The organism is Leptothoe sp. PORK10 BA2, assembly GCF_034932105.1.
In the GTDB taxonomy this organism is placed as follows: domain Bacteria; phylum Cyanobacteriota; class Cyanobacteriia; order Phormidesmidales; family Phormidesmidaceae; genus Leptothoe.
Window position 1 is genome coordinate 1 of record NZ_JAYGIG010000054.1, and the last position, 20,159, is coordinate 20,159.

The window sequence follows — 20,159 nt, forward strand, 5'->3', positions numbered from 1 at the left end:
CTGAGGCTGAGGGTGACTATCCCACTTGCGTCAAGGCTAAGCGGGCCTGTCCACCTGAAGATTGTGGCGGGACGTGGGGCTATCAGGATTTTCTAGAGGCGATTAAAGACCCTGATCATCCTGAGCATGAGTCAATGCTCGAATGGGTCGGCGGCTTCTTTGACCCAGAGGATGCTGAACTCGACGAGATCAACCTGCTGTTGAAGACGGTTCCTCATGATACGGCTAATTTTAATGGCTATATCCCTTGATGGAAAAGGATTACAGCCTTAGTGTAGGTTTCTGTTCCGTTACTATCAGCAGTTAAACATGACGGACTACGGTCCTGATCCAGAAAAAGATGGCTTGATATACTTCGAGTACGGTGTCATATAGCTATGAATAACCCACGCCAGATAATTCAACCGATGGATGATCCAATACGCGCTGAACAGCTTGCTAAGGTAAACGCCCTACTGACGGCACCATGTGATGCAGAGTGGATCGCTGAGACCGAGCAGATTGAAGGCGATGGCTGGATTGAGGCGGGGGTGATGGCCAAGCCCTATGTGGAGTATCTAAAATCTCTCACCCCTGAGCAGCATCGGTTCCTACGCTGGCGCATGCGATTGTTTTCCATTTTGTATCCAGAGCTGAAGGAGTGGTTACAGTCTTGGGAGCTGGGCCGCAGTTTTGAGGCAGTCTATACCGAAGCACGACACCTTATCTATGAGCGCTTGAAACACCCAACGCCAGAACCAACGGATTGGATCAATGCGCTAATCGCCGAAGATGATCAGAATCTGCCCAGGTCAGAGCGGAGATTGCGATCTCAAGTCATCCCGATGCTGTCAGCACTCCTTACCCAAGAAGACCGCCAGGCCCTAGCAGATATCGCCGCCCAGGGAATGGCTCAAAGTGTGTTGCAGAGGGTCCAGGTGGAGATAGCTCCACCGGTTGCGGTCTAAATCTGTTTTTGAAGTCCGAATCTAATCCCGTTGAAACTTCTAGACCAGCTGCGCGAGCTTTTTGACCTGCTTCTCTAGTGTATTGAGTCGCCGCGCCATGGATGCTACGCCGTTTGGATCTGTTTGCTCTAGATATAGCCCAATAGCTTCTTTGACCACATCGCTCGGTGTACGTCCGGTTTCGTTTGCGATCTCATTAATCTGATCGCTCCAACTATGGGGAATGCGGGCAGAGACGACGGGTTTGCTCATGGTGTAGACAGCGTTGACGGTTATCAGCGATAACGTTGACTACTTCCGTTGTCCTGAAAACTGTAGACGTTGTAAACCGTGTTAACACCTACGAACATTGAGTTAGACCGTATGTGACAGTAGATGTTCGTCTGGGGTAATTCTCAATAAGAAATGACGATTTTTAGTCGTTTCAGCGCAGCCATTGAAAAACGGGTATTCTAAAGTTGCTCTTTTATTCAAATTAGCAACTATGCCCAAGTGCGATCGCAACGGTAAAGCCGAACTCTGGACCGACGATCAATTTGAGCAGGTGATCGCTGAATTGAATCCCAATATGAGAGCAATATTCTCAATCTGCTACTACACCGGGTGCCGAATCAGCGAAGCGCGGCAGTTGCAGGCAGATAGTTTAGTGGGGAATATCATTGTCTTTAAAAAGACCACCACGAAAACTAAACACACTCGGGCCGTTCCTATCCATTCAAAACTAAAGGCGATGTTGGATGAGGCAAACTTGCCGACTGAGGGATATCTGTTCCCTGGGCGCAACCAGGATAAGCCCATTACTCGGCAGGCCTGTGATAAGGCGCTACGTCAGGTGTGCAGCTATCTAGGGTTTGACGGGTTTAGCACTCACAGCAATCGCCGTACCTGGGCGACTGGGTTGGATCGCGGGGGAGTAAGGATGAAGGCAATTCAGGAGTTAGGAGGCTGGTCGTCGATGGTATCGTTGCAGCGGTATTTGGATGTGTCGGATGCTGAAAAGGCGGCAGCGATTGAGGTTTTAGAGTGACGGGTTGGCTACAGCGTTATTGCTCACCGCCAGAGTGAATAAGTTGAGAAGCCCCAGAAATATCTAGATATAGAGCCTTAGCTGTACTGTTCACCGTCAGAGTGAATAAGTTGAAAGCTCCCAGAAGTATATAGATGTAGAGCGGCAAATAGCTCTTCATCGTCTTCAATGTTGAAAAAAACATTGAAGCTTATTGCCATGCTCATTTATAAGCGGTTATAATTTTAACCAAATAAACAAGCGCCTACTGAGTACCATCAATAAGCGCTTGTTTAGATATCACTTACGCGTTGAGTACCATCAATGCGTAAATTATTTTCGTGATTTGCAGTTTCTCGGCTGCTTCCTTATTATGCCAAATTTTGACCATGATGCAAATCGCTCAGATGAGCGATCTTCTTCTGCTGGAGCAGTTTTGGGTATTAATTTTGCGTTGTCAGAAAAGGTTCTGATGGCCTTCATCAGTCTTCTTCTGACATTTCTTTCTGGAATGGCTTACGGTCGTATCCCTAGGCCTGACGAAGCCGTTGATGTTGTGTCGCAGACATCTAGCCAATGTGAAGTGCCGATTGAGCAAGAGACACTTCCATAGCTATTAGTCAGTTGTAGAATCACTGTCTGCTATGGGTTATGGAGAATTTATCAAGGTATTGGCACTTATGTATGCTGACTGCTGGGGGACGGTTACAGCATAAATATCTTTCTGTAGCAGACAGCTTTCTAAAGGATCACTTTCCTAATCTGCTTTCCAATTCTCGATCCAGTTATCGAGAATTGGAAACAGCGTTATGGGAGTTTATGCAATCTGACTCAGCCCATGCTGAGATCGCAAGATTGTGTCTTCGTTGTTGGATCTCTCACACAATTGTCTATGCCTGCAAACAGTTGGCAAACGCTTTTGGTGAAACTTACAGCTTTGCTGCTAATGATCTTCTCCCATTAGTGCTTGATGATGATGGTGACCTTAATCCTGAGTATCAGTCTGTATCGTTAAAAATTTTGGAGAGTTTTGATCCTTCTCGAACAGCTTTGAAGACCTGGAGTACAAGGATGGTAAAAAACAATCCAGATATCAATCAGTTTCTACTATGGCAGGGCCTCTATCGAGTTACACCTTGGGCAATTCTAAATGACACTAACGTTGCTGGGCTTCGTAGAAGCTTGCCTTACCTAAGTTCGTCAGAAATCAAGCAGGCCGGTCAGTTACTGAATGCCTATCATCGGGTATATCGAAATGACAGGATGAGTATGCAAACCTCCCGTAGTCAACGCTGCGCTACTCCCAGTGATAAACAGCTCCAGCGAATTGATCCTAGTCAGCCTCCGAATGTAGTACTTTCGCAGCTCTATGACTTAGCAGAACAGTTGCGTCAGGCACGTATTGTTGCGCGGAATGGACCGATTAAGACAGCAGTGGACATTGCTGAGCATCCTGAGCTGCCTACTCCAATGTCTGATGAGTCAGAAAAAATACAGAGTGTATTCTTAGCCAAGTATCGTCAGGATTTTATCGATACTTTGACCGAAGCAATTCAAGTGACCATTGAGAATTATACGACCCGATATCAGAAGCGTAAATCACCTCAAGGGGATCTATACCACCAAGCGTTGAAGCTGTTTCACTGTGAGGGGCGTTCTATGAGAGAAATTGCTGAAATTTTGGGTTTAACCAATCAGGTGAAGGTTACTCGCTTGTTGCAACTTAAATCGTTTCGTGCTCAGGTAAGTATCTATTGGTTCAACCAGTTGAAAGAGAAGGTTCACAACGAGGCTCTGCACCATCTTTCCGTTGAACAGCTAGGTCACATTGCAAAGCAGTTGGACGGTATTTTAAATGCTGAGATTGAGGAAGTAATGTCGGAGGCCGCAGCAGAAGCACAAACACCGAAAGACAGATCTACTAATAGTATTTTTGCTAAGTGTCTTTGTAAGGTGCTATCAACGATGCCTAAACCTGAACATCCCTGAAGACATGTATGAATAGCCCTCACGGTAAGTGTCTAGACCGTCTGCTGGAGGCTGTTTAGGTTATGGTCGGTCCATCATTAACGGAATCACTAAACACGCCCCCAGACCCACAAAATGGATCCTAGACAGTGATTGCAGAGTTACCTCACCGTTAAAAACCATAACAGCCCTTTCTCAACGATGTCTGCCAGTGTTAGGTAAATTTTGGGTGAATGTCTGTCATAGTTGCGATCGCAACTCCACCCCATCAGCAACCGCCAAAAAACACCCATACATCAACGTTGTCTGCTATCGTTCGATTGACTAATCGCTTAAGCAGTTAATCAACAAGCAGATGATCATAACCATCGCTGGATTCAAAGGTGGGGTGGGAAAAACCACCACCGCCGTGCATCTGGCCTGTTACTTTGCTCAGACGTCGCCAAATACCTTGCTCGTCGATGGCGACCCTAACCGCTCTAGCCTTAACTGGAGTAAGCGAGGCAATCTACCCTTTGCCGTTTGTGATTTAATGGGGGCCGCCAAAGCATCCCGTAAGAAAGACCACATCATTATCGATACCGAAGCTCACCCAGACCATAACCAGCTTGAGGAGTTAGCGTCTGGCTGTGACCTGCTGCTATTGCCTACCACTCCGGATGCCCTGGCCCTTGAAGCTTTGCTAGGAACCGTTAAAATGCTTAAGCAGTTAAGCGATTATGCAGTACTGCTCACTATGGTGGACAGCCGAAAAAAGGCTACGGCGGATGCGGCTAGGGCTACCCTTGAGCGGTTGCAGGTACCTGTAGCTAAACAGCAAATCAGACGGTTAACAGCCTATGAAAAAGCTGCTTTGCAAGGGGTGCCCGTCTATGAATCGGGTGATCGATTTGGTCGCATCGCCTGGGGTGAATATCAATCACTAGGTAAGGAGCTGGAGGAAGCCTATGGCGAAGACTAAGAAATCTGCGACCGATATGTTTAGCAACCTGGCTGATATGCATGAGCAGCAGTCAGAGTCATCAAAGGCTGCTGAACCGACCGCCCAGCGGAAACGGAAGAAGACAGGTAAGCGCTCAGATCCTAATTACATTCAGGTGGGGGCCTATATTCCTAAAAACCTAAATGAAGAGGTCAAGATCAAACTGGTCAGACACAATGGCGACTTTAGCGACTTAATTACTGAGCTATTAGAAAAGTGGATAACCGATTAATTGCTTAACTGCTTAATCAGATAATTAGTTTCTAATCAGCTATTGCATTAGTAATCAAGGCTTTATGTGAATAGCCGCTTAACTGCTTAAGCGGAAATAGCTTATAGACTACGAGACCAGGCGGTCAGGCGGTTGCGCATCTGCGTAGGGAAATCGTGCACGAGATCACACACCTTGCCAACCCATCAAAATATGGCTTCAGCGTGCCGCTTAACCGCTTAATCGATTAACTATAAAATATTTCTGAATCTAGAAAAGCACAAAACCCTTTCAGAATAAAGAGTATACGCTTCGCTTAAGCGCTTAATCAGTTAAGTGGTGAATTGATTAAGCAATATTGTTGTACTATTTGTGCGTGAGCCGCACACCTATTCGCACGGTCAAGCACAGTAGGCGTGCAGTTGGCTCACACTCTGAAACCCTTGTGATTAAAGGATTCAACTTATGAATAGCACAAATTCGCACACCCTAGCGGACATGCAGGCGTACACTGCCGCACGCTATACCGCACAGGAAATCGCACAAACGCACAATGTGGCTGAGTCCACTGTGCGAACTCGATGGTTTGATTGGATTCGCCAGGTGGCACCGGCTGAATTGCTTAAGGATGATCGGGGATATTCTGAACTGGCGCGGACGCTGTTTGGTGATTTTGCCGGGGTTAAACTTTGCGATCGCAACCAATGGGTCACCGAAGCCAAAGCCCGTTATTCCCACGAATGGGAAAGCGCAGGCATCATCGAAGGCGAGCTAATGCCTGAGGAAGTCGGCAACGTCCTGGCCCTGCGCCAGACCCAAAACCATGAGCTAGGGCTATCTGTTGCCCAGCAGCTGCAGCAGTTGGAAAGCCTGATCGACCAGGCCAACACTGCCGAAGGCAACCTATCGGACGCTGACTTAAAAGCCGCCGTTACCCGTGGCCAGCAACGGGCCGTGATGCTCTACCAAGCAGAACTACAGGCCGAGCTGCAAACCATTAACTCCTTGAAGCAGCGGCGCATGGGAGGTGGGCAGCCATGACGCGGAATATTGTGGGCCTGCTGTGGATTGCCTTGGCAACTACTGGCTGCCCCGAGTTAGACCTGTTAAGACCTGCGCCGGTGGAAGCGGTGGAACCCTCCGCCGCGCCACCGCCTGGCCTACAGCCCTACGGCGTGGATGGTGAGCTAAGCGAAGCGGATATCAAGGCGTTGCTGTATCTGCAATTTCCCCAGAGCTACGATGCCATCTCTCAGCGGTTTGGCTTTCCAGCTTATCGAGATAGCGTTTCTGACTATTACAAGCTGCCCAATGGTCGATGGGTTGCTATTCAGTACGCAGGTACGACGGCAACAGGTCTTAAATTCAGTGACTCAGGCGACTAGGAGCGCGTTAATCTATGGATAAGACCAAACCATTGGATGCTATGAAGCTGCCGGAGCTAAAAATCAGAGCTAGGGATACTTGGGAAACATTGAACTCGTGGAAGGATAGCGGTGTTCTGCAACCTGAGAATTTCAAGCGTGAAGTAGCTAGCTTTGGTGACCGTAGGCGTAAAGATACCTGGATTAAAGCCCTCTGCCGGTTTCGGGCAATGTTGGCCTACAAGAGCTGCTTAGATTCCTGGTCATTGCTGACCATCACGTTTAACTTTAGACCTGACCGTTGGGACTATGAGTATCGGCATCAGATTTTAGACGAATTTCTGATGTACCCTGATTCTCTAGAGATTATCAAAGGTGGTCTAGAAGATTTATACAGTCAAGACTTCAGCAATCAAGAAAGAGAAGAAGCCAATGGGTTTTTTGAATTGGTGGCAGAGCGAGAAGGACGAAATCGAAGGTTCGGAAACACAGATGGACTTGCTTGGGCAATCCCAGGAGTTAGCGCCGCCGCGTAAGCGAGTTGATGGGATAACTGTCTTTAGGCGGTTTACTCAGTCGATTCAAGATAATGGTGGCGATAATGATGCTTTCCAGAAATCCATCGTTGAGGAAACAAGAGAGCTATTTGACTGTGAGGTCGATGAGCTTTATCGAGGTACTGGTGGCAAACGGGGTAAACGTAATACGTTGCCCCAAGCAGCTCAGGAAGCCTACATGGTGAATGAGTCGCTATCAGCGAACGAGCTAGAGCGCATGCATGGCACGATTGGCGGAGAAACACAACAAGAAGTGAACGAGAAGATTCAGGCTGTTGTCAGAGAGCAGGCTAAGCAAACGAGGAAGTGGTTGCCCTGGTAATCAGCCGGTGGTACTCCACGGGCGGCAGGCGTAGCCAGTAAAGCTAAACATCGAGTTAGGCAGTCTTCGGTACTCCGATGGCTGCCTTTTCTTTAGGGTGTAAGCGTTTCAGAGTTGCGATCACGTCAGCGCTGACTTTTGCGATCGCAACTTCCACCCGAGGTAATCTGCGTAGCTGCATCCCCATGCCCAATGTTCTAACCTGATAAATAGTACTAACTTGGCCCTGGCGTTGCTGGGGCTTTTTGCTGGCTGCCGTCGTTCGCAGACCTACTTCTACCCAGCAGAATTCCCACCACCACAGCTGCCCAAGTCTACCCGTTATAGGCAACGCGTCAAGCCAAGCTTGCAGCCTCCGTTACGTAGCGGCTGCAGCATCGCAACAGCGCTTAAACTCCGGCTACAAGTACGCTTGACGCTGCGTTATCCCAAATAGCCAATGCGTTGCCATTGGGTAGATAGGGCGCGTTGCGTTGGTTAGTTTTATGCGCTCTGTTCCATTTGAGTTTGTTTCTGGTTTAGCGTCTGAGTTTGGCTCGGTTGAGTGCGCCTGGCGCGAGTCTGAGCGCTCGTTTACGGGCTACGTGGCCGAGTGTTGGTTTACCCAGCTGCCGTCAGCGTTTGCGGCCAAGTGGGCGGCAGTGGTGGGCTACTCGGTGTTAGTGCGTTCGGTGGCCGGTGGGCCTGGTCGGTTTGCGGTGTCGGTGCCGGTGGTCATCCCTCAGGGCTCTATCCGGCTGTCCGGCGGCCAGCGCGGCGGGCGGGTGCGAGTGGTGGTTCATCGGCCCGAGGCTTACTAGCGGCGTGGGGCTTCGGCCCTTTTTGTTAGGCGAGATCGCAACCCAAGCCATCCCTCCAAAGACTTATCTGGTGGGAAAACTAGGTTGAAACTAAGCAGCTTGTTCCGGGTTTTAACGGTTTGGGTTTGTATGCTTTAAGATACAAAAGTACTAATTGGTGGCACGATGTCACTTGCTTCTTACGATATCTATGGCACCTTTCAATCTTCTGTCGTGGTACCGAGCGCAGAAGCGAAAAGTCGTGATGAGCAAAAGAAACTTTTCAAACCTGGCCTTCATGGATGTCCATGTTGCCAAGCCCATGAACTACGACGCATGGGCGATATGTATGGTGAGATCGCTGGTTGGTTGTTAGATGCCTCGCTGCGAACAAGTCTATGTTCTGAAAAAAATGAGCAGGTGACAGATGCTCTGTATAGAGCTGGGCTGTTGAGTGATAAGAAGTTACGTCAAGACCTAGAGGTTTTGTTTCAAAGTGAATCAAAACCCTATGGCCCCAGGAATATTATCAAGCGTGCATCCTATAGACATCGACAGGGGCAAGGTAAGTGCTCTGCGGATGATGAACACGATATAGTTCTGTCGCTGATTCGGCTGTACTTAGAAAGAGATATTAGTGCCACTCTTCCTGGTTGTCGAATAGAGTGGCTTGAAAATAAAAGGCTGGACCCATCCAGACGACGGCCAGACCTTCAGGCTCGAATTCTTGTTGACAAACAAGTTCTCGATCATTTAGCTATTGAGGTTCAAAAAAGCAGTATTACACTTGAGAATTTTCAGATTAGACATTCAGTCCTGTCTGAATTTGCAACCAGAGCTATATGGTTATTCAAGGAAAACGGTATCAATGGTCGCTTTAAGCCATGCGTAGAATGGGCTTTAAGTAAGCAGGTTAGTATCGGTTCATATGGTATTGATGAATCTAGTAACTTAATAGTTCGCCAGATTCTTGGAATTGATGCTGGGCCATCTGGAAAAGGTTCAAGATTTGATAACCAGGAGCCTCACTGCAACAGAGCTGAATATTTAGCTGATAAGGTCAATCGAGAACCAATTAGGTCGCCAATAACTCTACGTTCTCAAGTTGTAGGCGATTTGTCTTTTCTTCGTCCGTCAGTACCGGTTACGGAGTTGCTGCCTCCTCCGCATAGCGTCATAGATGATCCAGATGCAGTCGAGGTTCTTTACGTGCAGTCGCCTTTGACTGGTATGGATAGCTGGTTTGGCATTAGACCATGGCATCACCATTGAGTTCATTAGAACGTTGAACTCGCAACCTTCTCCCACAAAAAAGCCCCCACCAATCGGCAGAGGCTTAGAGTGTGTGTAGGGGAGAGTCTGATTAGATAAGGGTGCCTCACGAAAGGTAATGAAGCTTCACTGACGCACGGAGACGCGCTAGGCACCCAAACTTGGTTAGCCTAAGCGTCTGCCCCGTCAGCGAACGACGGACTTAGTACGAGCATCCAGCGCGTCTAGGCGGGCTTCCTGGATGTTGTCTACAGTTTTGGTCCGAGCATCCAATGCTTCCAAACGAGCGGCTTGGATATCCTCAACGGCTTTAGTTTGGTTGTTTAGGTGCTCAATGCGTAGCTTGTGAACGTCGTTCTTAGTCCGAGCATCCAGGGCGTTTAGGCGCTCAGCTTGGATATTCTCGACAGCCTTAGTGCGGGCGTCTAGGGCCTCTAGCCGAGTAGCTTGGATATCTTCGATGGCTTTGGACTGATTATTTAGGTGCTCGATGCGGAGCTTGTGGACGTCGTTCTTGGTGCGGGCGTCGAGGGCTTCTAGGCGAGTGGCTTGCAGATTAAAACTAGCGGGCTCAACGGCAGAGGCGATGGGGGCCAGAGCGGCGGAGGCGACGAGGACGGTTAGGGCGGAAAGGATCGCGCGTTTCATTTGGTTTAAGCTCCTTGGTGAATCGGTGAAGTGTGTTTACTTGCTTCATTGATTACAAGAATGCAGGAGCTACCTGAACGTCATCTGACGGGTACCTGAGGGTTGCTTAAGGGGTTTCTGAGATTGGCTGAGGAATTGTGGTGATGGGGGTCACAGGAGGTTGAGGGGTTGCGATGGCGAAGCCTCTCCCCTGGAGAATCGCATAGCCGCTCCAGCGTTGCCTCGCAAAGGCGCATACCTGTGCTGTAGCAATCCATAGGCTCAGACCATCATTCGAGCAACCTTTCAGTTTGCAGCTTTTCCATCACGGCTGCTCGAATAAACCCCTGCTTATCTATGCCATCTGGGAGCTGACTCAAGGCCAACTCAACGCTAACCGGATAGCGCGTACCAATAACCTTGCCCAGAGGTTCTTCATTCATCCGCTGATACTGGAAGGATTGGAGTTGGTCTATCTTGGGATTGGGATTCGCCATGACTGAAGTTTTGATTCCTATTCACAAGTGGTACCATTGCTATATTTTAACTGATTGACATGTTAACAAGGCAATTTAGTATAAAATACAGGAATGAAAATCAAACGATAACAACTTTATGGCTACGTTGTTTCGGTTTGCAGGAGTATTCTTTGTCATTTATACCCAGGAGCATCCGCCCGCGCATGTCCATGTAAAATCGCATCAGAAAAGACCTGACTGGGAAATCCGAATCTATCTGGGGCGGCGGGAAGATGGTGGAGAGGACAACTATGGTCGTAGCTTTGGTGATGTCAGCATCAGAGCCGGAAATCCGAAGATGTCTAAAATAGACGAGTACGTTGATTACCTGGCTGAACACATTAATGAAGCGTGGGCGCTTTGGGAGAGTATCAATCCATGAAGACTAAACTACGTTCGTATACGACTAGACTTGTCACGGATAATCCGCCTACAGCCGTGCCTACAAGGGCTGAGTACATCCAGGGTGAGCTAGTGGTGACGTTTAGCGATGGCAAAGTAGCCCGCGTCCAGACGACCGATATTCCAGCGCTAGCGAATGCCACCGAGTCTGACTATGCTGACTTGGATGCATCTGTCGTAGGGGTTTGCCTGATGAATGACACTGTTGATATGGCTGTGGCCGCTCAATGGTTTTACGAGCAGGCGGTATAGCGATCTCAACCCGGCTTGTGTCAGAGTAGCCTCGCAATCGTTGGATTACGTGGATAGAAAAGGTGGCTCCTGAGCTGCTTCTGAAGCAGGGAAAGAACCAATATGCGCAGCTGGCATTAGAGCTATTTAGCCAGTTTGCTGAGGTGAAGCCGTACGAGTCTCCACAGGAGAGGCTTCGCCAACGCAACGCCTGGGTCATCGATGCCAAAGCCCGTTATTCCCACGAATGGGAAAGCGCAGGCGTCATTGAGGGTGAACTAATGCCCGAGGAAATCGGCAACGTCCTGGCGCTGCGGCAGACCCAAAACCATGAGCTAGGGCTATCTGTTGCCCAGCAGCTCCAGAGTTTAGAGAGCCTAATCGACCAGGCCAACACCGCCGAAGGCAACCTATCGGAGGCCGATCTAAAAGCTGCCGTTACCCGTGGCCAGCAGCGGGCAGTGATGCTCTACCAGGCTGAGCTACAGGCCGAATTGCAAACCATTAACTCCTTGAAGCAGCGACGCATGGGCGGTGGGCAGCCATGACGCGGAATATTGTGGGCCTGATGTGGATTGCCTTGGCAACTACTGGCTGCCCTGAGTTAGACCTGTTAAGACCTGCGCCGGTGGAAGCGGTGGAACCCTCCGCCGCGCCGCCGCCCGGCCTACAGCCCTATGGCGTGGATGGTGAGCTAAGCGAAGCGGATATCAAGGCATTGCTGTATCTGCAATTTCCCCAGAGCTACGATGCCATCTCTCAGCGGTTTGGCTTTCCAGCCTATCGAGATAGCATTTCTGACTATTACAAGCTGCCCAATGGTCGATGGGTAGCGATTCAGTACGCGGGTACGACGGCAACAGGTCTTAAATTCAGTGACTCAGGCGACTAGGAGCGCGTTAATCTATGGGTAGCACCACAGTATTAGATGCCATGAAGCTGCCGGAGCTAAAAAAGCGAGTTAAACGAACCTGGGATATTTTGCAGACAGGTTTTACCGTTCAGTCTGGGCAATTTGAGCAGGAAGTTAGAGCCTTTGGCGATCGCAGGTACAAAAAGACCTGGGTAGCGGCATTGTGTAGGTTTGAGGCTATGTTCGCTATTGAAAGCTGCTTAGACTCTTGGATGTTGCTCACTAACACCTTTGCCTTTCGACCTGAGCGTTGGGATTACGAATATCGTCACCAAATTTTTGATGAATTCCTGATGTATCCCGAGGCATTAGAGGCTATCAAAACAGGCCTAGAGGATTTATTCAGCAAGGATTTAAGTAATACTGAGAGAGAACAAGCAGATGGGTTTTTTAGACTACTGGAAGAACGAGAAGGATCGAATCGAACCATCGGATTCCCAGCTAGACCTATTAGGGAACTTGCAGGAATTAGCACCGCAGCGTAAGCGAGTTGATGGAGTTACCGTTTTTAGACGGTTTACAGACTCTATCAAGGCAAATGGTGGTGATAGTGAATGTTATAAGCAGGCAGTTATCGTAGAAACTGCTGAGCTGTTTGATTGCACCGTCCGTCAGCTCTACCAAGAAACTGGAGCAAAGCGCTTCAAACGTGAAACCTTGCCCCACGAAGTTCAACAGGCTTACATGGCGAATGAAACGCTGACAGCTTATGAGCTAGAGCGCATGGAAGGGAGTATTGGTGGAGAGTCTCAGGAGGAAGTAAATGAACGGATTAATGCTGTTGTCAAAGCAGAATCTAAGCAGACTAGAAAAAGGTTGCCCTGGTAGGGCAGCTTAGCCGGTGGTACTCCACGGGCGGCAGGCGTAGTCAGTAAAGCTAAACATCGAGTTAGGCAGTCTTCGGTACTCCGAGAACTGCCTTTTCGTTGGGGTGTAAGCGTTTCAGCGTTGCGATCGCGTCAGCGCTGACTTTTGCGATCGCAACTTCCCAACGGAGTAATCTGCGTAGCTGCATCCCCATGCCCAATGCTCTAACCTATAAATAGTACTAACTGAGCCCTGGCGTTGCTGGGGCTTTTTGCTGGCTGTCGTCGTTCGCAGACCTGCACCCACCCAGCAGAATTTCCACCACCACAGCTGCCCAAGTTTACCCGTCATAGGCACCGCGTCAAGCCAAGCTTGCGCCCTACGTCCGGCGCGGCAGGAGCATCGCCAGCGTGGTCGAACTCCGGTCACAAGTCCGCTTGACGCTGCGTTATCCCAAATAGCCAACGCTTTTCATTGGGTCAATGGGGCGCGTTGCGTTGGTTAGTTTTATGCGTTCAGTTCCGTTTGAGTTTGTTTCTGGTTTGGCTTCTGAGTTTGGCGCGGTCGAGTGCTGCTGGCGCGAGTCTGAGCGCTCGTTTACGGGCTACGTGGCCGAGTGCTGGTTTACCCAGCTGCCGTCAGCGTTTGCGGCTAAGTGGTCCGCTGTGGTGGGCTACTCGGTGTTAGTTCGTTCGGTGGCCGGTGGGCCTGGTCAGTTTGCGGTGTCGGTGCCGGTGGTGGTGCCTCAGGGGCAGGTTGTTCTAATCGGCGGTCAGCGGGGTGGGCGCGTTCGAGTGCGGCTGGTGCGCTAGCGGGGTGGGGCTGCGGCCCCTTTTTTGGGAAATTTTTCTATAATAATGCCGCTATTGGGATGTTAGCTAATCAGGACGCACCTAAGCTTTTTTTTTAAGTAAATTCTTGCTGTTTCTTCTGAAATTTTTGCGTAAGATAAGGCTGTAGCGTGAGCGATAATACATGAATCTAGAAAATGCATATCGAACGCTGACGTCAAATGCGCCTGAAGCGGATGTTCAGGTCTTGTTTTCAACTCCATTTCTTCAAGAATTAGGATATGACGACTTAGAACGTTCCTCTGAATACCCTATTGGGCGGAAAGCAGTTGATTGGGCTGTCCGTAAAAATACAGATCCTAGTGATGTATTTTTTCATACCAAGAAGGATCCCTATCTCTATATGGAGGTTAAGGGAAGAACAGAGAATTTAACGGAAGGGCATAATCACTACCTGAAACATTTTGCTCAATTGAAGCAATACTTACTGGCTCCACAGTCAAAGACAGTAAGGTGGGGCGTTCTAATGAATTCCCTAGATGTACAACTATTTCGTAAACATGGAAAAATAATACACCCTGCATTACCTTGCTTGTCTTTTAAGGAAGATATCCCAGCAACGGTGGCAGCTATTAAGAGCCAGATAGAGAAGCCTAAGCAAGGTTTGGTTGTCACTGTCTACAACAATAAAGGCGGAGTTGGAAAGACAACTACGATTTCAAATTTAGCAGCAGTTTTGTCCCAGCTCAAAAAAAGAGTATTAGTCATTGACTTGGATTCAAACCAAGGCGATTTAGGGGATGCCCTAGGAATGGCAAAGACATCCGGGGATATGAAGTCATTATTGCTAGGGGAATTGAAAGATATTCGTGAAATAACGAGATCCTATAAATTTAGTCACCCTAGACTTAAAAATGATTATGGTTTTGATGTTGTATTGGCAGATCAAGAATTATCTAGTACGAATGAAAATCCAGGCTTGAAAGCTACGATCACGCAGAAAGGAAAACCTTACACACTCTTAAAAGCTCTTGAATTGGCCAAACAAGAGTATGACTATATTTTTATAGATGCTCCCCCTGGATGGTTGATTTACTCTCAGCAAGCAGTCTGCGCAGCAGATGTAGTGCTCATTCCTGCTCGGCACGATAATTTGCATTCTTTGCAAAATGCAGGAATGGCAATAGCACGTTTTATTCCAGCGGCCCAGAAAGCCTTAAGAAAGTATGGTTATCCAGGGCCTGTTGCCTTACCTGTATTTCTGAATAATGCCCATTCCATCACTGATGCTCAAGTCAATGTGATGCATAAGGCTATTGCCAGGATCATTACATCAAATAAGCAGTATGGCATTAACCTTACTCCGTACTTCTATTCCAAGCGAAGACCAAGACATGATAGTCAGGATTTGGCAATGATTTCAGTGCCCTACTTGGCTTATATTTCGCAATCAGACTTCATTCATATCCCAGGAGCTTTCTGGCATAAAACGGTCCGAGATCAGTATGTAAATCTAGTTAAGGAGTATTTTCTGTGAGTTTCTCGGAATTAGGAAATTTAATGTGTTTCCCCTTTGATTCGATCACATCAGGCGAGTTAACTGATGCCCATGATTATCTAATAACATCAACAGCTAAATTGTTTATTGAGGGAGGGCGTAATTGGCTTCCGCTCATTGTGGTTGAAACTGGACCAGACCAGTATCAAGTAATTGGCAATGACTTTGTTTATGCTGTGGCAGAGGCAGCTGAACTAGAAGAAGTTTGGTGCATTGTTGCAGATAATTCCCCTGAGATCAAAGCCCTTGTGCAAGCGCTTTGTAGAGAATCTATTCCAAAAACGAATCTATCTACAGCCAGCCGAGATGAAATAAAACTAGCCTTAGACTACCTTATTAAACAACCTAATACTCCTCTCAAAGGGGTCAACCTAAGCATAGCTGTGACTCGTATTGAGGATGCTCCCAGACAATATTGGAGTAGTTTGCAGCCCATTACCAGTTTAGGATGCAGAATCACGGCAGGAAAGAAACTGAAAGCATTGGAGCAGGTTTTCTATCTAACCCCAGAACCGTTGCCTGATGTCATTACGGATCGCAAACTCTTAGAGTCGTTTACGGTAAATCAGCTCAAATCTATAGCAAAAGAGCGAGGTATGAAAGGAACCTCTAGCCTAAGTAAGCCTCGTCTAGTTGAGCGACTGATGGAAGAGGAGTGACATTCTGCAAGCAAGCAAAATCCTATTGAGGGTAACCAATTGAGGCGCTACCTACTGGTTGCGATCGCAACCTTCTCCCACAAAAAAGCCCCCACCAATCGGCAGAGGCTTAGCGTGTATGTAGGGGAGAGTCTGAGTAGATAAGGGTGCCTCACGAAAGGTAATGAAGCTTCACTGACGCACGGAGACGCGCTAGGCACCCAAACTTGGTTAGCCTAAGCGTCTGCCCCGTCAGCGAACAACGGACTTAGTACGAGCATCCAGCGCGTCTAGGCGGGCTTCCTGGATGTTGTCTACAGCTTTGGTGCGAGCATCCAACGCATTCAGCCGCTCAGCTTGGATATTCTCAACGGCCTTAGTGCGGGCGTCTAGGGCCTCTAGCCGAGTAGTTTGGATATCTTCGATGGCTTTGGACTGATTATTTAGGTGCTCGATGCGGAGCTTGTGGACGTCGTTCTTGGTGCGGGCGTCGAGGGCTTCTAGGCGAGTTTCTTGCAGATTAAAACTAGCGGGCTCAACGGCAGAGGCGATGGGGGCCAAAGCAGCGGAGGCAACGAGGACGGTTAGGGCGGAAAGGATCGTGCGTTTCATTTGGTTTAAGCTCCTTTAGGAATCGGTGAAGTGTGTTTACTTGCTTCATTGATTACAAGAATGCAGGAGCTACCTGAACGTCATCTGACCGGCAACTGAGAGTTGCTTAAGGGGTTTCTGAGTTTGGCTGAGGAATTGTGGTGATGGGGGTCACAGGGGGGGGTGCGGGGTTGAGATCGCAATCTTGCATGTCCCCTACACTAATGTCAGCCTCAACGACGCATCCATGGACGCAACGCCCCTCAGCAGCTTAGAAAAGCTGTTGTGCCCGTGTACTCACACCAGCACGTTTTAGTTTCGCTCGTACCTCGCTAGTGGGCCGCAGCCAAGCATTAAGCCGCCTTTGTCTAGACACGGAGAAATTTTGGCTTCTAAGGATACCAGATACCTTATGTTGAACGAGTTTTCAATCCTTTCAGGCCCCTCTATAGAAGGGTTTCAGGCTTAAAGGCCAAAATTCCTCGCACTCTATACACGGGCCTAGTTAGTTGACTGGGCTCTAGATAAAGCATCTAGCTGACGTCGTGTCGATTGTGAAAATAACGCACGTTGCCAGTTTTTCGCTTTCAGTATTTCTAGGAGAGGTATATTGGTCGAACCTCGAAAATCAGCACTATGTAAGTCGGCATCCTTGAATATAGTCGATTGCAAATCGTTATCCTCAAAACAGCTTTCTCTTAAGTCAGACCTTGAAAAATTTGTATTACTCAATGTTGCTTTCGAAAATTTAGAGCCTTTTAGATATGCACCTTCGAACTTAGCGCCCGTGATGTTAGCATCATAAAAATCGGCGAATTCTAGTCTGGCCAAGGTGAAATCAGCTGCCTGTAAATCACAGTACCAAAAGCGCGTAGACTTCAAGGAAGCCATTTGGAAACTAGCCCTTTCGAGGCTGGCGCTACTTAGATCCGCATTTTCTAATTGAATGTTATTTAGGTCAGCTCCTACAGCATCTAATCCGATAAGAGGAACATTATCGTTATTAAGATCGGTTAGTGCTCGTATTCTGGCATAGCTCGTTTCCTTCCCTTCAGCAATATCAAGGACAAACCAAGCCTCATAATGCCCCCGCTGTTTAGCTTGGTGCGCACCTGACAGTAAAAAAAGAATAATGCCTGTGATGATTGAGACGCTTTCAATTACACCAATTAGTCCCGAATTCCTGAGTGCATTTATAAAATCTTGAACCGTACAGAAGGGCTCACCCATAAAACGGGTTTCACTAAATAAGGCTAGAAAAACAAGCCCGAACACTAATAAAAATACAAATAGAGAAAAAGCGGCTGTTTTCAGATATTTATAAATCTGATTTTGAGAGGGACGTTGCAACCATAACCAACGACCTATACGGCGTAAGTCCATTAATTCATAAGTACTGTACAGTGCGAAGTTCTAGGAAAATCAATGATTTTATAAGGGTTTCAGCGTTTGCCGGTGAGTGCCTGATAGATCAAGCTTTTATTCGGCGAAATGTTTGCCTCAAAAGGTTTTCAGCCTTTTAGATAAGCCTATGCGCTGGAGAACTTCGCACTGTCCAGCATAAGTACCTTTAGGCAGTATTGACGATGATAGCAATTTTTGCTATTACATACGTATGACATCAGTTTTTGCTATCACAAGTACACAGCTATGAGGAATGTTCTGTCGAAATGACAACTGGCTGCGAGACCATTCGTCCTTTTTTGGACAAGCTGGAAGCAGAGCAATTAGCGACGTTAACAGCAATTCTGAATGGTCAGTCCGCAGGAATACCCTTTGCTTCTGTCGAGAGCTTAATCATTGCTCTTGGTGGTCGGGTGAGAGCAGACCGGAACCGTGGTTTTTGGCAAATAGCCTTGTCAATTAATGGCGCTAGAGCGCCAATCCTTATCACACCTCTTAAGCCTTTTTATGCTGGGGAGATGTTTCTGAGTGATTTACGCCATATGCTCCTGTCTGTAGGTTTTAGGGTTGACTGTTTGAACTGACGGGGTGGGGAAGCCTTCTTCCCCTTTTGACCCACGACTCAAATAGTGATGTTGTTTTTTCGGTTACTTAGCATCCGTTGTTTTAAAGGACAGATTCAGATGAAAAATACGCTTTGCTCTTTGCTTAAGCTATCCTCTTGTGCATTATCACCGTTTAAACCAGCACAGTGGAAAATGTTCGATTCAAGCCCGTGTAAAGTATTAATTTTAGACGTTTCATGGGGTGCACATGTATGGGTTTTATCATGTGGTTTACGTTCATGGGGTTTATCATGGGGTGCACATTCAATTGTTGTACTATCACCAAAGACTGCGACTCCATATACTGCGGCTCTATATTTCGACAGATCACCTGATGATATTGCAGCATCAGATATTGATTGGTTGTCAGGCATATATAAAGCAGTTCAGTCCAAGTTAAAGAAGATACCCTTTGTTGTGTCAGAGGGAGGGAAAAAGATGTTGTTGACTTATTGTGGGTATAACGCTTTTGGCTATATCGATGAAAAAAACGACCTTATCAAAGGAAAAGTGATTGATGTTAATGACTCAATTACTTTTGAAGGTGAATCTGTCCAACAGTTTAAGCAAGCTTTTCATGATGCGATAGATTCTTACTTAGAATTCTGTGAAGCAGAGAATAGAGAGCCTGATAAGCCATTCTCTGGAAAAATAAGTTACAGGACAACTCAAGAAAGACATCGAGATCTAACCATTGCAGCTGCTCAGGCAGGTATATCGGTGAATGCCTTAATGGATCAGATTATTGGAAGAACCATTAATCAAAATAATGGAAACTTTCAAAGCTTTAGTTCATATGCCATAAACTGAATGCGGATGTCTTTACAGGGGTTTTTATTGCTTGGGCAATTGGTACTGGCGTTTAATTGCCTCAATCATCTGAGAATGATCCTGGTGCTGAGCCTTGACTCCAACGACGCTAGATAGATTTCTGATCTGGAGATTAATGATTTGTAGATAAAACATCTCTCATACTTGTGTACTTCTAGGTAGCTAGCTACTACCTGAATAAGAGTCCATGGATTACCTCCATGGACTTTTCTATTTGTATACTTATAGGCTGAATAGCAGAGCTGTTATGCCCGTGTACTCACACCGGCACGTCCAAGTTTCGCTCGTACCTCGCTAGTGGGCCACAGCCAAGACATCAAGTGGTTGCCCGCCTGTTCATCTGTGCGTCCGCTCCGCTCCCCGCACCATTGGTGTGGTTGGGCTCTTTTCCATTTGCCGCCCTGCGACCCTCTACGCCACCGCCCAATAGGCTACCGCACCGCGCCCGTGGATCAAGGGCCGCTTCGCTTTCCGCATTCGCTCCACCCTTGACAACGGGTCCCCACGCTGGCGCGGTTCCGGGTGGCTCCGTGGCGCTCGGTGCTCGGGCGGGTCTTGGCCGTGGCCTCTCCCGCCTCTAGCGGCTACCAGGGCAGGTAGTTACCCGCTGTTAGGCTTCCATGGCTTTCCGGCCTGGGCACCCATCCCAGCAGCTCCACAGCGCAGCCACCCACCAGCAGCGCCGCATACTGCCCCCGGTCATGGGCCACGGGCGTAACCGGTGTTCCTCGGCCATCAGTAAAGGGGCTGAAGTATTGTCAGTTGGAGGTTGTAGAGCATCAAGCAGGAAATAGGACTAGAGTTGGAATATGAACGCCAATCTAGTCCCAACAAT

Annotated in this window: 31 protein-coding genes; 23 read left to right on the top strand and 8 right to left on the bottom strand. The window is 48.0% G+C overall.

Annotated features, from left to right (window positions below; translation table 11 throughout):
- Together VB741_RS12230 and VB741_RS12235 are read left to right on the top strand one after the other, a co-directional pair.
- The coding region (locus VB741_RS12230) for a plasmid pRiA4b ORF-3 family protein (RefSeq protein ID WP_323365463.1) at positions 1-251 on the top strand (251 nt) is incomplete at its 5' end.
- 126 nt (positions 252-377) lie between these two features.
- Positions 378-947: a hypothetical protein gene (locus tag VB741_RS12235; protein ID WP_323365464.1), complete on the top strand. Its 570-nt coding sequence runs from the start codon at positions 378-380 to the stop codon at positions 945-947.
- Between the two features lie 39 nt (positions 948-986).
- Here VB741_RS12235 and VB741_RS12240 read toward each other — a convergent pair whose 3' ends face one another.
- Positions 987-1,199 (bottom strand): CopG family ribbon-helix-helix protein, encoded by a 213-nt coding sequence (locus tag VB741_RS12240; protein ID WP_323365465.1) that lies wholly within the window; start codon positions 1,197-1,199, stop codon positions 987-989.
- Positions 1,200-1,431: 232 nt separating this feature from the next.
- Between VB741_RS12240 and VB741_RS12245 the strand changes: the two genes are divergently transcribed.
- The 9 genes from VB741_RS12245 (at position 1,432) to VB741_RS12285 (ending at position 7,357) form a co-directional block, all read left to right on the top strand.
- Positions 1,432-1,974 carry a tyrosine-type recombinase/integrase gene (locus tag VB741_RS12245; RefSeq protein WP_323365466.1) on the top strand — a complete coding sequence of 181 codons (543 nt, stop codon included), beginning with the start codon at positions 1,432-1,434 and terminating at the stop codon, positions 1,972-1,974.
- 352 nt (positions 1,975-2,326) lie between these two features.
- Positions 2,327-2,566 carry a hypothetical protein gene (locus tag VB741_RS12250; RefSeq protein WP_323365467.1) on the top strand — a complete coding sequence of 80 codons (240 nt, stop codon included), beginning with the start codon at positions 2,327-2,329 and terminating at the stop codon, positions 2,564-2,566.
- Between the two features lie 71 nt (positions 2,567-2,637).
- The gene (locus tag VB741_RS12255; protein ID WP_323365468.1) at positions 2,638-3,942 is read left to right on the top strand and encodes a hypothetical protein; all 1,305 of its coding nucleotides are present in this window, start codon (positions 2,638-2,640) and stop codon (positions 3,940-3,942) included.
- A gap of 334 nt (positions 3,943-4,276) precedes the next feature.
- Positions 4,277-4,882, top strand: coding sequence for a ParA family protein (locus VB741_RS12260; RefSeq protein ID WP_323365469.1), 606 nt, complete (start codon positions 4,277-4,279; stop codon positions 4,880-4,882).
- Positions 4,869-5,135 (top strand): hypothetical protein, encoded by a 267-nt coding sequence (locus VB741_RS12265; protein WP_323365470.1) that lies wholly within the window; start codon positions 4,869-4,871, stop codon positions 5,133-5,135. Before VB741_RS12260 ends, VB741_RS12265 begins: the two co-directional genes overlap by 14 nt.
- A gap of 444 nt (positions 5,136-5,579) precedes the next feature.
- The gene (locus tag VB741_RS12270) at positions 5,580-6,155 is read left to right on the top strand and encodes a hypothetical protein (RefSeq protein ID WP_323365471.1); all 576 of its coding nucleotides are present in this window, start codon (positions 5,580-5,582) and stop codon (positions 6,153-6,155) included.
- Positions 6,152-6,499, top strand: coding sequence for a hypothetical protein (locus tag VB741_RS12275; RefSeq protein WP_323365472.1), 348 nt, complete (start codon positions 6,152-6,154; stop codon positions 6,497-6,499). The genes VB741_RS12270 and VB741_RS12275 overlap by 4 nt, the downstream gene beginning before the upstream one ends.
- A 14-nt stretch (positions 6,500-6,513) precedes the next feature.
- The gene (locus tag VB741_RS12280; RefSeq protein ID WP_323365473.1) at positions 6,514-7,014 is read left to right on the top strand and encodes a hypothetical protein; all 501 of its coding nucleotides are present in this window, start codon (positions 6,514-6,516) and stop codon (positions 7,012-7,014) included.
- Positions 6,971-7,357 carry a hypothetical protein gene (locus VB741_RS12285; RefSeq protein ID WP_323365474.1) on the top strand — a complete coding sequence of 129 codons (387 nt, stop codon included), beginning with the start codon at positions 6,971-6,973 and terminating at the stop codon, positions 7,355-7,357. Before VB741_RS12280 ends, VB741_RS12285 begins: the two co-directional genes overlap by 44 nt.
- A gap of 55 nt (positions 7,358-7,412) precedes the next feature.
- Here VB741_RS12285 and VB741_RS12290 read toward each other — a convergent pair whose 3' ends face one another.
- Complete coding sequence (locus VB741_RS12290; RefSeq protein WP_323365475.1) at positions 7,413-7,688, bottom strand: hypothetical protein; 276 nt, start codon at positions 7,686-7,688, stop codon at positions 7,413-7,415.
- A 154-nt stretch (positions 7,689-7,842) separates the two neighbouring features.
- Here VB741_RS12290 and VB741_RS12295 point away from each other — a divergent pair, with 154 nt between their 5' ends.
- Both VB741_RS12295 and VB741_RS12300 read left to right on the top strand, forming a co-directional pair.
- The gene (locus VB741_RS12295; protein WP_323365476.1) at positions 7,843-8,157 is read left to right on the top strand and encodes a hypothetical protein; all 315 of its coding nucleotides are present in this window, start codon (positions 7,843-7,845) and stop codon (positions 8,155-8,157) included.
- Positions 8,158-8,322: 165 nt separating this feature from the next.
- Positions 8,323-9,408: a hypothetical protein gene (locus VB741_RS12300; protein ID WP_323365477.1), complete on the top strand. Its 1,086-nt coding sequence runs from the start codon at positions 8,323-8,325 to the stop codon at positions 9,406-9,408.
- Between the two features lie 186 nt (positions 9,409-9,594).
- Here VB741_RS12300 and VB741_RS12305 read toward each other — a convergent pair whose 3' ends face one another.
- Positions 9,595-10,056 carry a hypothetical protein gene (locus VB741_RS12305; protein WP_323365478.1) on the bottom strand — a complete coding sequence of 154 codons (462 nt, stop codon included), beginning with the start codon at positions 10,054-10,056 and terminating at the stop codon, positions 9,595-9,597.
- A gap of 269 nt (positions 10,057-10,325) precedes the next feature.
- Positions 10,326-10,532, bottom strand: coding sequence for a hypothetical protein (locus VB741_RS12310; RefSeq protein ID WP_323365479.1), 207 nt, complete (start codon positions 10,530-10,532; stop codon positions 10,326-10,328).
- A gap of 118 nt (positions 10,533-10,650) precedes the next feature.
- Here VB741_RS12310 and VB741_RS12315 point away from each other — a divergent pair, with 118 nt between their 5' ends.
- The 6 genes from VB741_RS12315 (at position 10,651) to VB741_RS12340 (ending at position 12,927) form a co-directional block, all read left to right on the top strand.
- Positions 10,651-10,935: a hypothetical protein gene (locus VB741_RS12315; protein WP_323365480.1), complete on the top strand. Its 285-nt coding sequence runs from the start codon at positions 10,651-10,653 to the stop codon at positions 10,933-10,935.
- On the top strand, positions 10,932-11,207 hold the full coding sequence (locus tag VB741_RS12320; protein WP_323365481.1) for a hypothetical protein: 276 nt from the start codon (positions 10,932-10,934) through the stop codon (positions 11,205-11,207). The genes VB741_RS12315 and VB741_RS12320 overlap by 4 nt, the downstream gene beginning before the upstream one ends.
- 62 nt (positions 11,208-11,269) lie before the next feature.
- The gene (locus VB741_RS12325; RefSeq protein ID WP_323365482.1) at positions 11,270-11,734 is read left to right on the top strand and encodes a hypothetical protein; all 465 of its coding nucleotides are present in this window, start codon (positions 11,270-11,272) and stop codon (positions 11,732-11,734) included.
- Entirely contained in the window at positions 11,731-12,078 is a 348-nt protein-coding gene (locus VB741_RS12330; protein WP_323365483.1) for a hypothetical protein, read from the top strand. The genes VB741_RS12325 and VB741_RS12330 overlap by 4 nt, the downstream gene beginning before the upstream one ends.
- Before the next feature lie 14 nt (positions 12,079-12,092).
- On the top strand, positions 12,093-12,584 hold the full coding sequence (locus VB741_RS12335; protein WP_323365484.1) for a hypothetical protein: 492 nt from the start codon (positions 12,093-12,095) through the stop codon (positions 12,582-12,584).
- The gene (locus tag VB741_RS12340; RefSeq protein WP_323365485.1) at positions 12,559-12,927 is read left to right on the top strand and encodes a hypothetical protein; all 369 of its coding nucleotides are present in this window, start codon (positions 12,559-12,561) and stop codon (positions 12,925-12,927) included. The genes VB741_RS12335 and VB741_RS12340 overlap by 26 nt, the downstream gene beginning before the upstream one ends.
- Positions 12,928-12,988: 61 nt before the next feature.
- Here VB741_RS12340 and VB741_RS12345 read toward each other — a convergent pair whose 3' ends face one another.
- Positions 12,989-13,114, bottom strand: a complete 126-nt coding sequence (locus tag VB741_RS12345) for a hypothetical protein (RefSeq protein WP_323365486.1) — start codon at positions 13,112-13,114, stop codon at positions 12,989-12,991.
- Between the two features lie 301 nt (positions 13,115-13,415).
- On the opposite strand from VB741_RS12345, the gene VB741_RS12350 reads away from it, so the two are divergent.
- The 3 genes from VB741_RS12350 (at position 13,416) to VB741_RS12360 (ending at position 15,914) form a co-directional block, all read left to right on the top strand.
- Positions 13,416-13,718 (top strand): hypothetical protein, encoded by a 303-nt coding sequence (locus tag VB741_RS12350; protein WP_323365487.1) that lies wholly within the window; start codon positions 13,416-13,418, stop codon positions 13,716-13,718.
- A gap of 163 nt (positions 13,719-13,881) precedes the next feature.
- On the top strand, positions 13,882-15,234 hold the full coding sequence (locus VB741_RS12355) for an AAA family ATPase (protein WP_323365488.1): 1,353 nt from the start codon (positions 13,882-13,884) through the stop codon (positions 15,232-15,234).
- Positions 15,231-15,914, top strand: coding sequence for an SAP domain-containing protein (locus VB741_RS12360; protein WP_323365489.1), 684 nt, complete (start codon positions 15,231-15,233; stop codon positions 15,912-15,914). Before VB741_RS12355 ends, VB741_RS12360 begins: the two co-directional genes overlap by 4 nt.
- A 231-nt stretch (positions 15,915-16,145) precedes the next feature.
- Here the strand turns inward: VB741_RS12360 and VB741_RS12365 are convergent, their stop codons facing one another.
- Complete coding sequence (locus VB741_RS12365; RefSeq protein WP_323365490.1) at positions 16,146-16,505, bottom strand: hypothetical protein; 360 nt, start codon at positions 16,503-16,505, stop codon at positions 16,146-16,148.
- Between the two features lie 480 nt (positions 16,506-16,985).
- On the bottom strand, positions 16,986-17,867 hold the full coding sequence (locus VB741_RS12370; protein ID WP_323365491.1) for a pentapeptide repeat-containing protein: 882 nt from the start codon (positions 17,865-17,867) through the stop codon (positions 16,986-16,988).
- 704 nt (positions 17,868-18,571) lie between these two features.
- Between VB741_RS12370 and VB741_RS12375 the strand changes: the two genes are divergently transcribed.
- On the top strand, positions 18,572-19,303 hold the full coding sequence (locus tag VB741_RS12375; RefSeq protein WP_323365492.1) for a type II toxin-antitoxin system HicB family antitoxin: 732 nt from the start codon (positions 18,572-18,574) through the stop codon (positions 19,301-19,303).
- A 605-nt stretch (positions 19,304-19,908) separates the two neighbouring features.
- Here VB741_RS12375 and VB741_RS12380 read toward each other — a convergent pair.
- Entirely contained in the window at positions 19,909-20,034 is a 126-nt protein-coding gene (locus tag VB741_RS12380) for a hypothetical protein (protein WP_323365493.1), read from the bottom strand.
- Between the last annotated feature and the right edge of the window lie 125 nt (positions 20,035-20,159).

What these genes read in the sequence shown, in the direction of transcription:
- VB741_RS12270 (WP_323365471.1), top strand. Translation starts at nt 5,580, where the DNA reads ATGAATAGCACAAATTCGCACACCCTAGCGGACATGCAGGCGTACACT.
- VB741_RS12350 (WP_323365487.1), top strand. Translation starts at nt 13,416, where the DNA reads ATGCGTTCAGTTCCGTTTGAGTTTGTTTCTGGTTTGGCTTCTGAGTTT.
- VB741_RS12330 (WP_323365483.1), top strand. Translation starts at nt 11,731, where the DNA reads ATGACGCGGAATATTGTGGGCCTGATGTGGATTGCCTTGGCAACTACT.
- VB741_RS12375 (WP_323365492.1), top strand. Translation starts at nt 18,572, where the DNA reads ATGAAAAATACGCTTTGCTCTTTGCTTAAGCTATCCTCTTGTGCATTA.
- VB741_RS12315 (WP_323365480.1), top strand. Translation starts at nt 10,651, where the DNA reads ATGGCTACGTTGTTTCGGTTTGCAGGAGTATTCTTTGTCATTTATACC.
- VB741_RS12345 (WP_323365486.1), bottom strand. Translation starts at nt 13,114, where the DNA reads ATGCAGCTACGCAGATTACTCCGTTGGGAAGTTGCGATCGCAAAAGTC.
- VB741_RS12255 (WP_323365468.1), top strand. Translation starts at nt 2,638, where the DNA reads ATGCTGACTGCTGGGGGACGGTTACAGCATAAATATCTTTCTGTAGCA.
- VB741_RS12295 (WP_323365476.1), top strand. Translation starts at nt 7,843, where the DNA reads ATGCGCTCTGTTCCATTTGAGTTTGTTTCTGGTTTAGCGTCTGAGTTT.
- VB741_RS12240 (WP_323365465.1), bottom strand. Translation starts at nt 1,199, where the DNA reads ATGAGCAAACCCGTCGTCTCTGCCCGCATTCCCCATAGTTGGAGCGAT.
- VB741_RS12265 (WP_323365470.1), top strand. Translation starts at nt 4,869, where the DNA reads ATGGCGAAGACTAAGAAATCTGCGACCGATATGTTTAGCAACCTGGCT.
- VB741_RS12250 (WP_323365467.1), top strand. Translation starts at nt 2,327, where the DNA reads ATGCCAAATTTTGACCATGATGCAAATCGCTCAGATGAGCGATCTTCT.
- VB741_RS12355 (WP_323365488.1), top strand. Translation starts at nt 13,882, where the DNA reads ATGAATCTAGAAAATGCATATCGAACGCTGACGTCAAATGCGCCTGAA.
- VB741_RS12235 (WP_323365464.1), top strand. Translation starts at nt 378, where the DNA reads ATGAATAACCCACGCCAGATAATTCAACCGATGGATGATCCAATACGC.
- VB741_RS12260 (WP_323365469.1), top strand. Translation starts at nt 4,277, where the DNA reads ATGATCATAACCATCGCTGGATTCAAAGGTGGGGTGGGAAAAACCACC.
- VB741_RS12335 (WP_323365484.1), top strand. Translation starts at nt 12,093, where the DNA reads ATGGGTAGCACCACAGTATTAGATGCCATGAAGCTGCCGGAGCTAAAA.
- VB741_RS12280 (WP_323365473.1), top strand. Translation starts at nt 6,514, where the DNA reads ATGGATAAGACCAAACCATTGGATGCTATGAAGCTGCCGGAGCTAAAA.
- VB741_RS12245 (WP_323365466.1), top strand. Translation starts at nt 1,432, where the DNA reads ATGCCCAAGTGCGATCGCAACGGTAAAGCCGAACTCTGGACCGACGAT.
- VB741_RS12300 (WP_323365477.1), top strand. Translation starts at nt 8,323, where the DNA reads ATGTCACTTGCTTCTTACGATATCTATGGCACCTTTCAATCTTCTGTC.
- VB741_RS12320 (WP_323365481.1), top strand. Translation starts at nt 10,932, where the DNA reads ATGAAGACTAAACTACGTTCGTATACGACTAGACTTGTCACGGATAAT.
- VB741_RS12285 (WP_323365474.1), top strand. Translation starts at nt 6,971, where the DNA reads ATGGACTTGCTTGGGCAATCCCAGGAGTTAGCGCCGCCGCGTAAGCGA.
- VB741_RS12365 (WP_323365490.1), bottom strand. Translation starts at nt 16,505, where the DNA reads ATGAAACGCACGATCCTTTCCGCCCTAACCGTCCTCGTTGCCTCCGCT.
- VB741_RS12310 (WP_323365479.1), bottom strand. Translation starts at nt 10,532, where the DNA reads ATGGCGAATCCCAATCCCAAGATAGACCAACTCCAATCCTTCCAGTAT.
- VB741_RS12370 (WP_323365491.1), bottom strand. Translation starts at nt 17,867, where the DNA reads ATGGACTTACGCCGTATAGGTCGTTGGTTATGGTTGCAACGTCCCTCT.
- VB741_RS12305 (WP_323365478.1), bottom strand. Translation starts at nt 10,056, where the DNA reads ATGAAACGCGCGATCCTTTCCGCCCTAACCGTCCTCGTCGCCTCCGCC.
- VB741_RS12275 (WP_323365472.1), top strand. Translation starts at nt 6,152, where the DNA reads ATGACGCGGAATATTGTGGGCCTGCTGTGGATTGCCTTGGCAACTACT.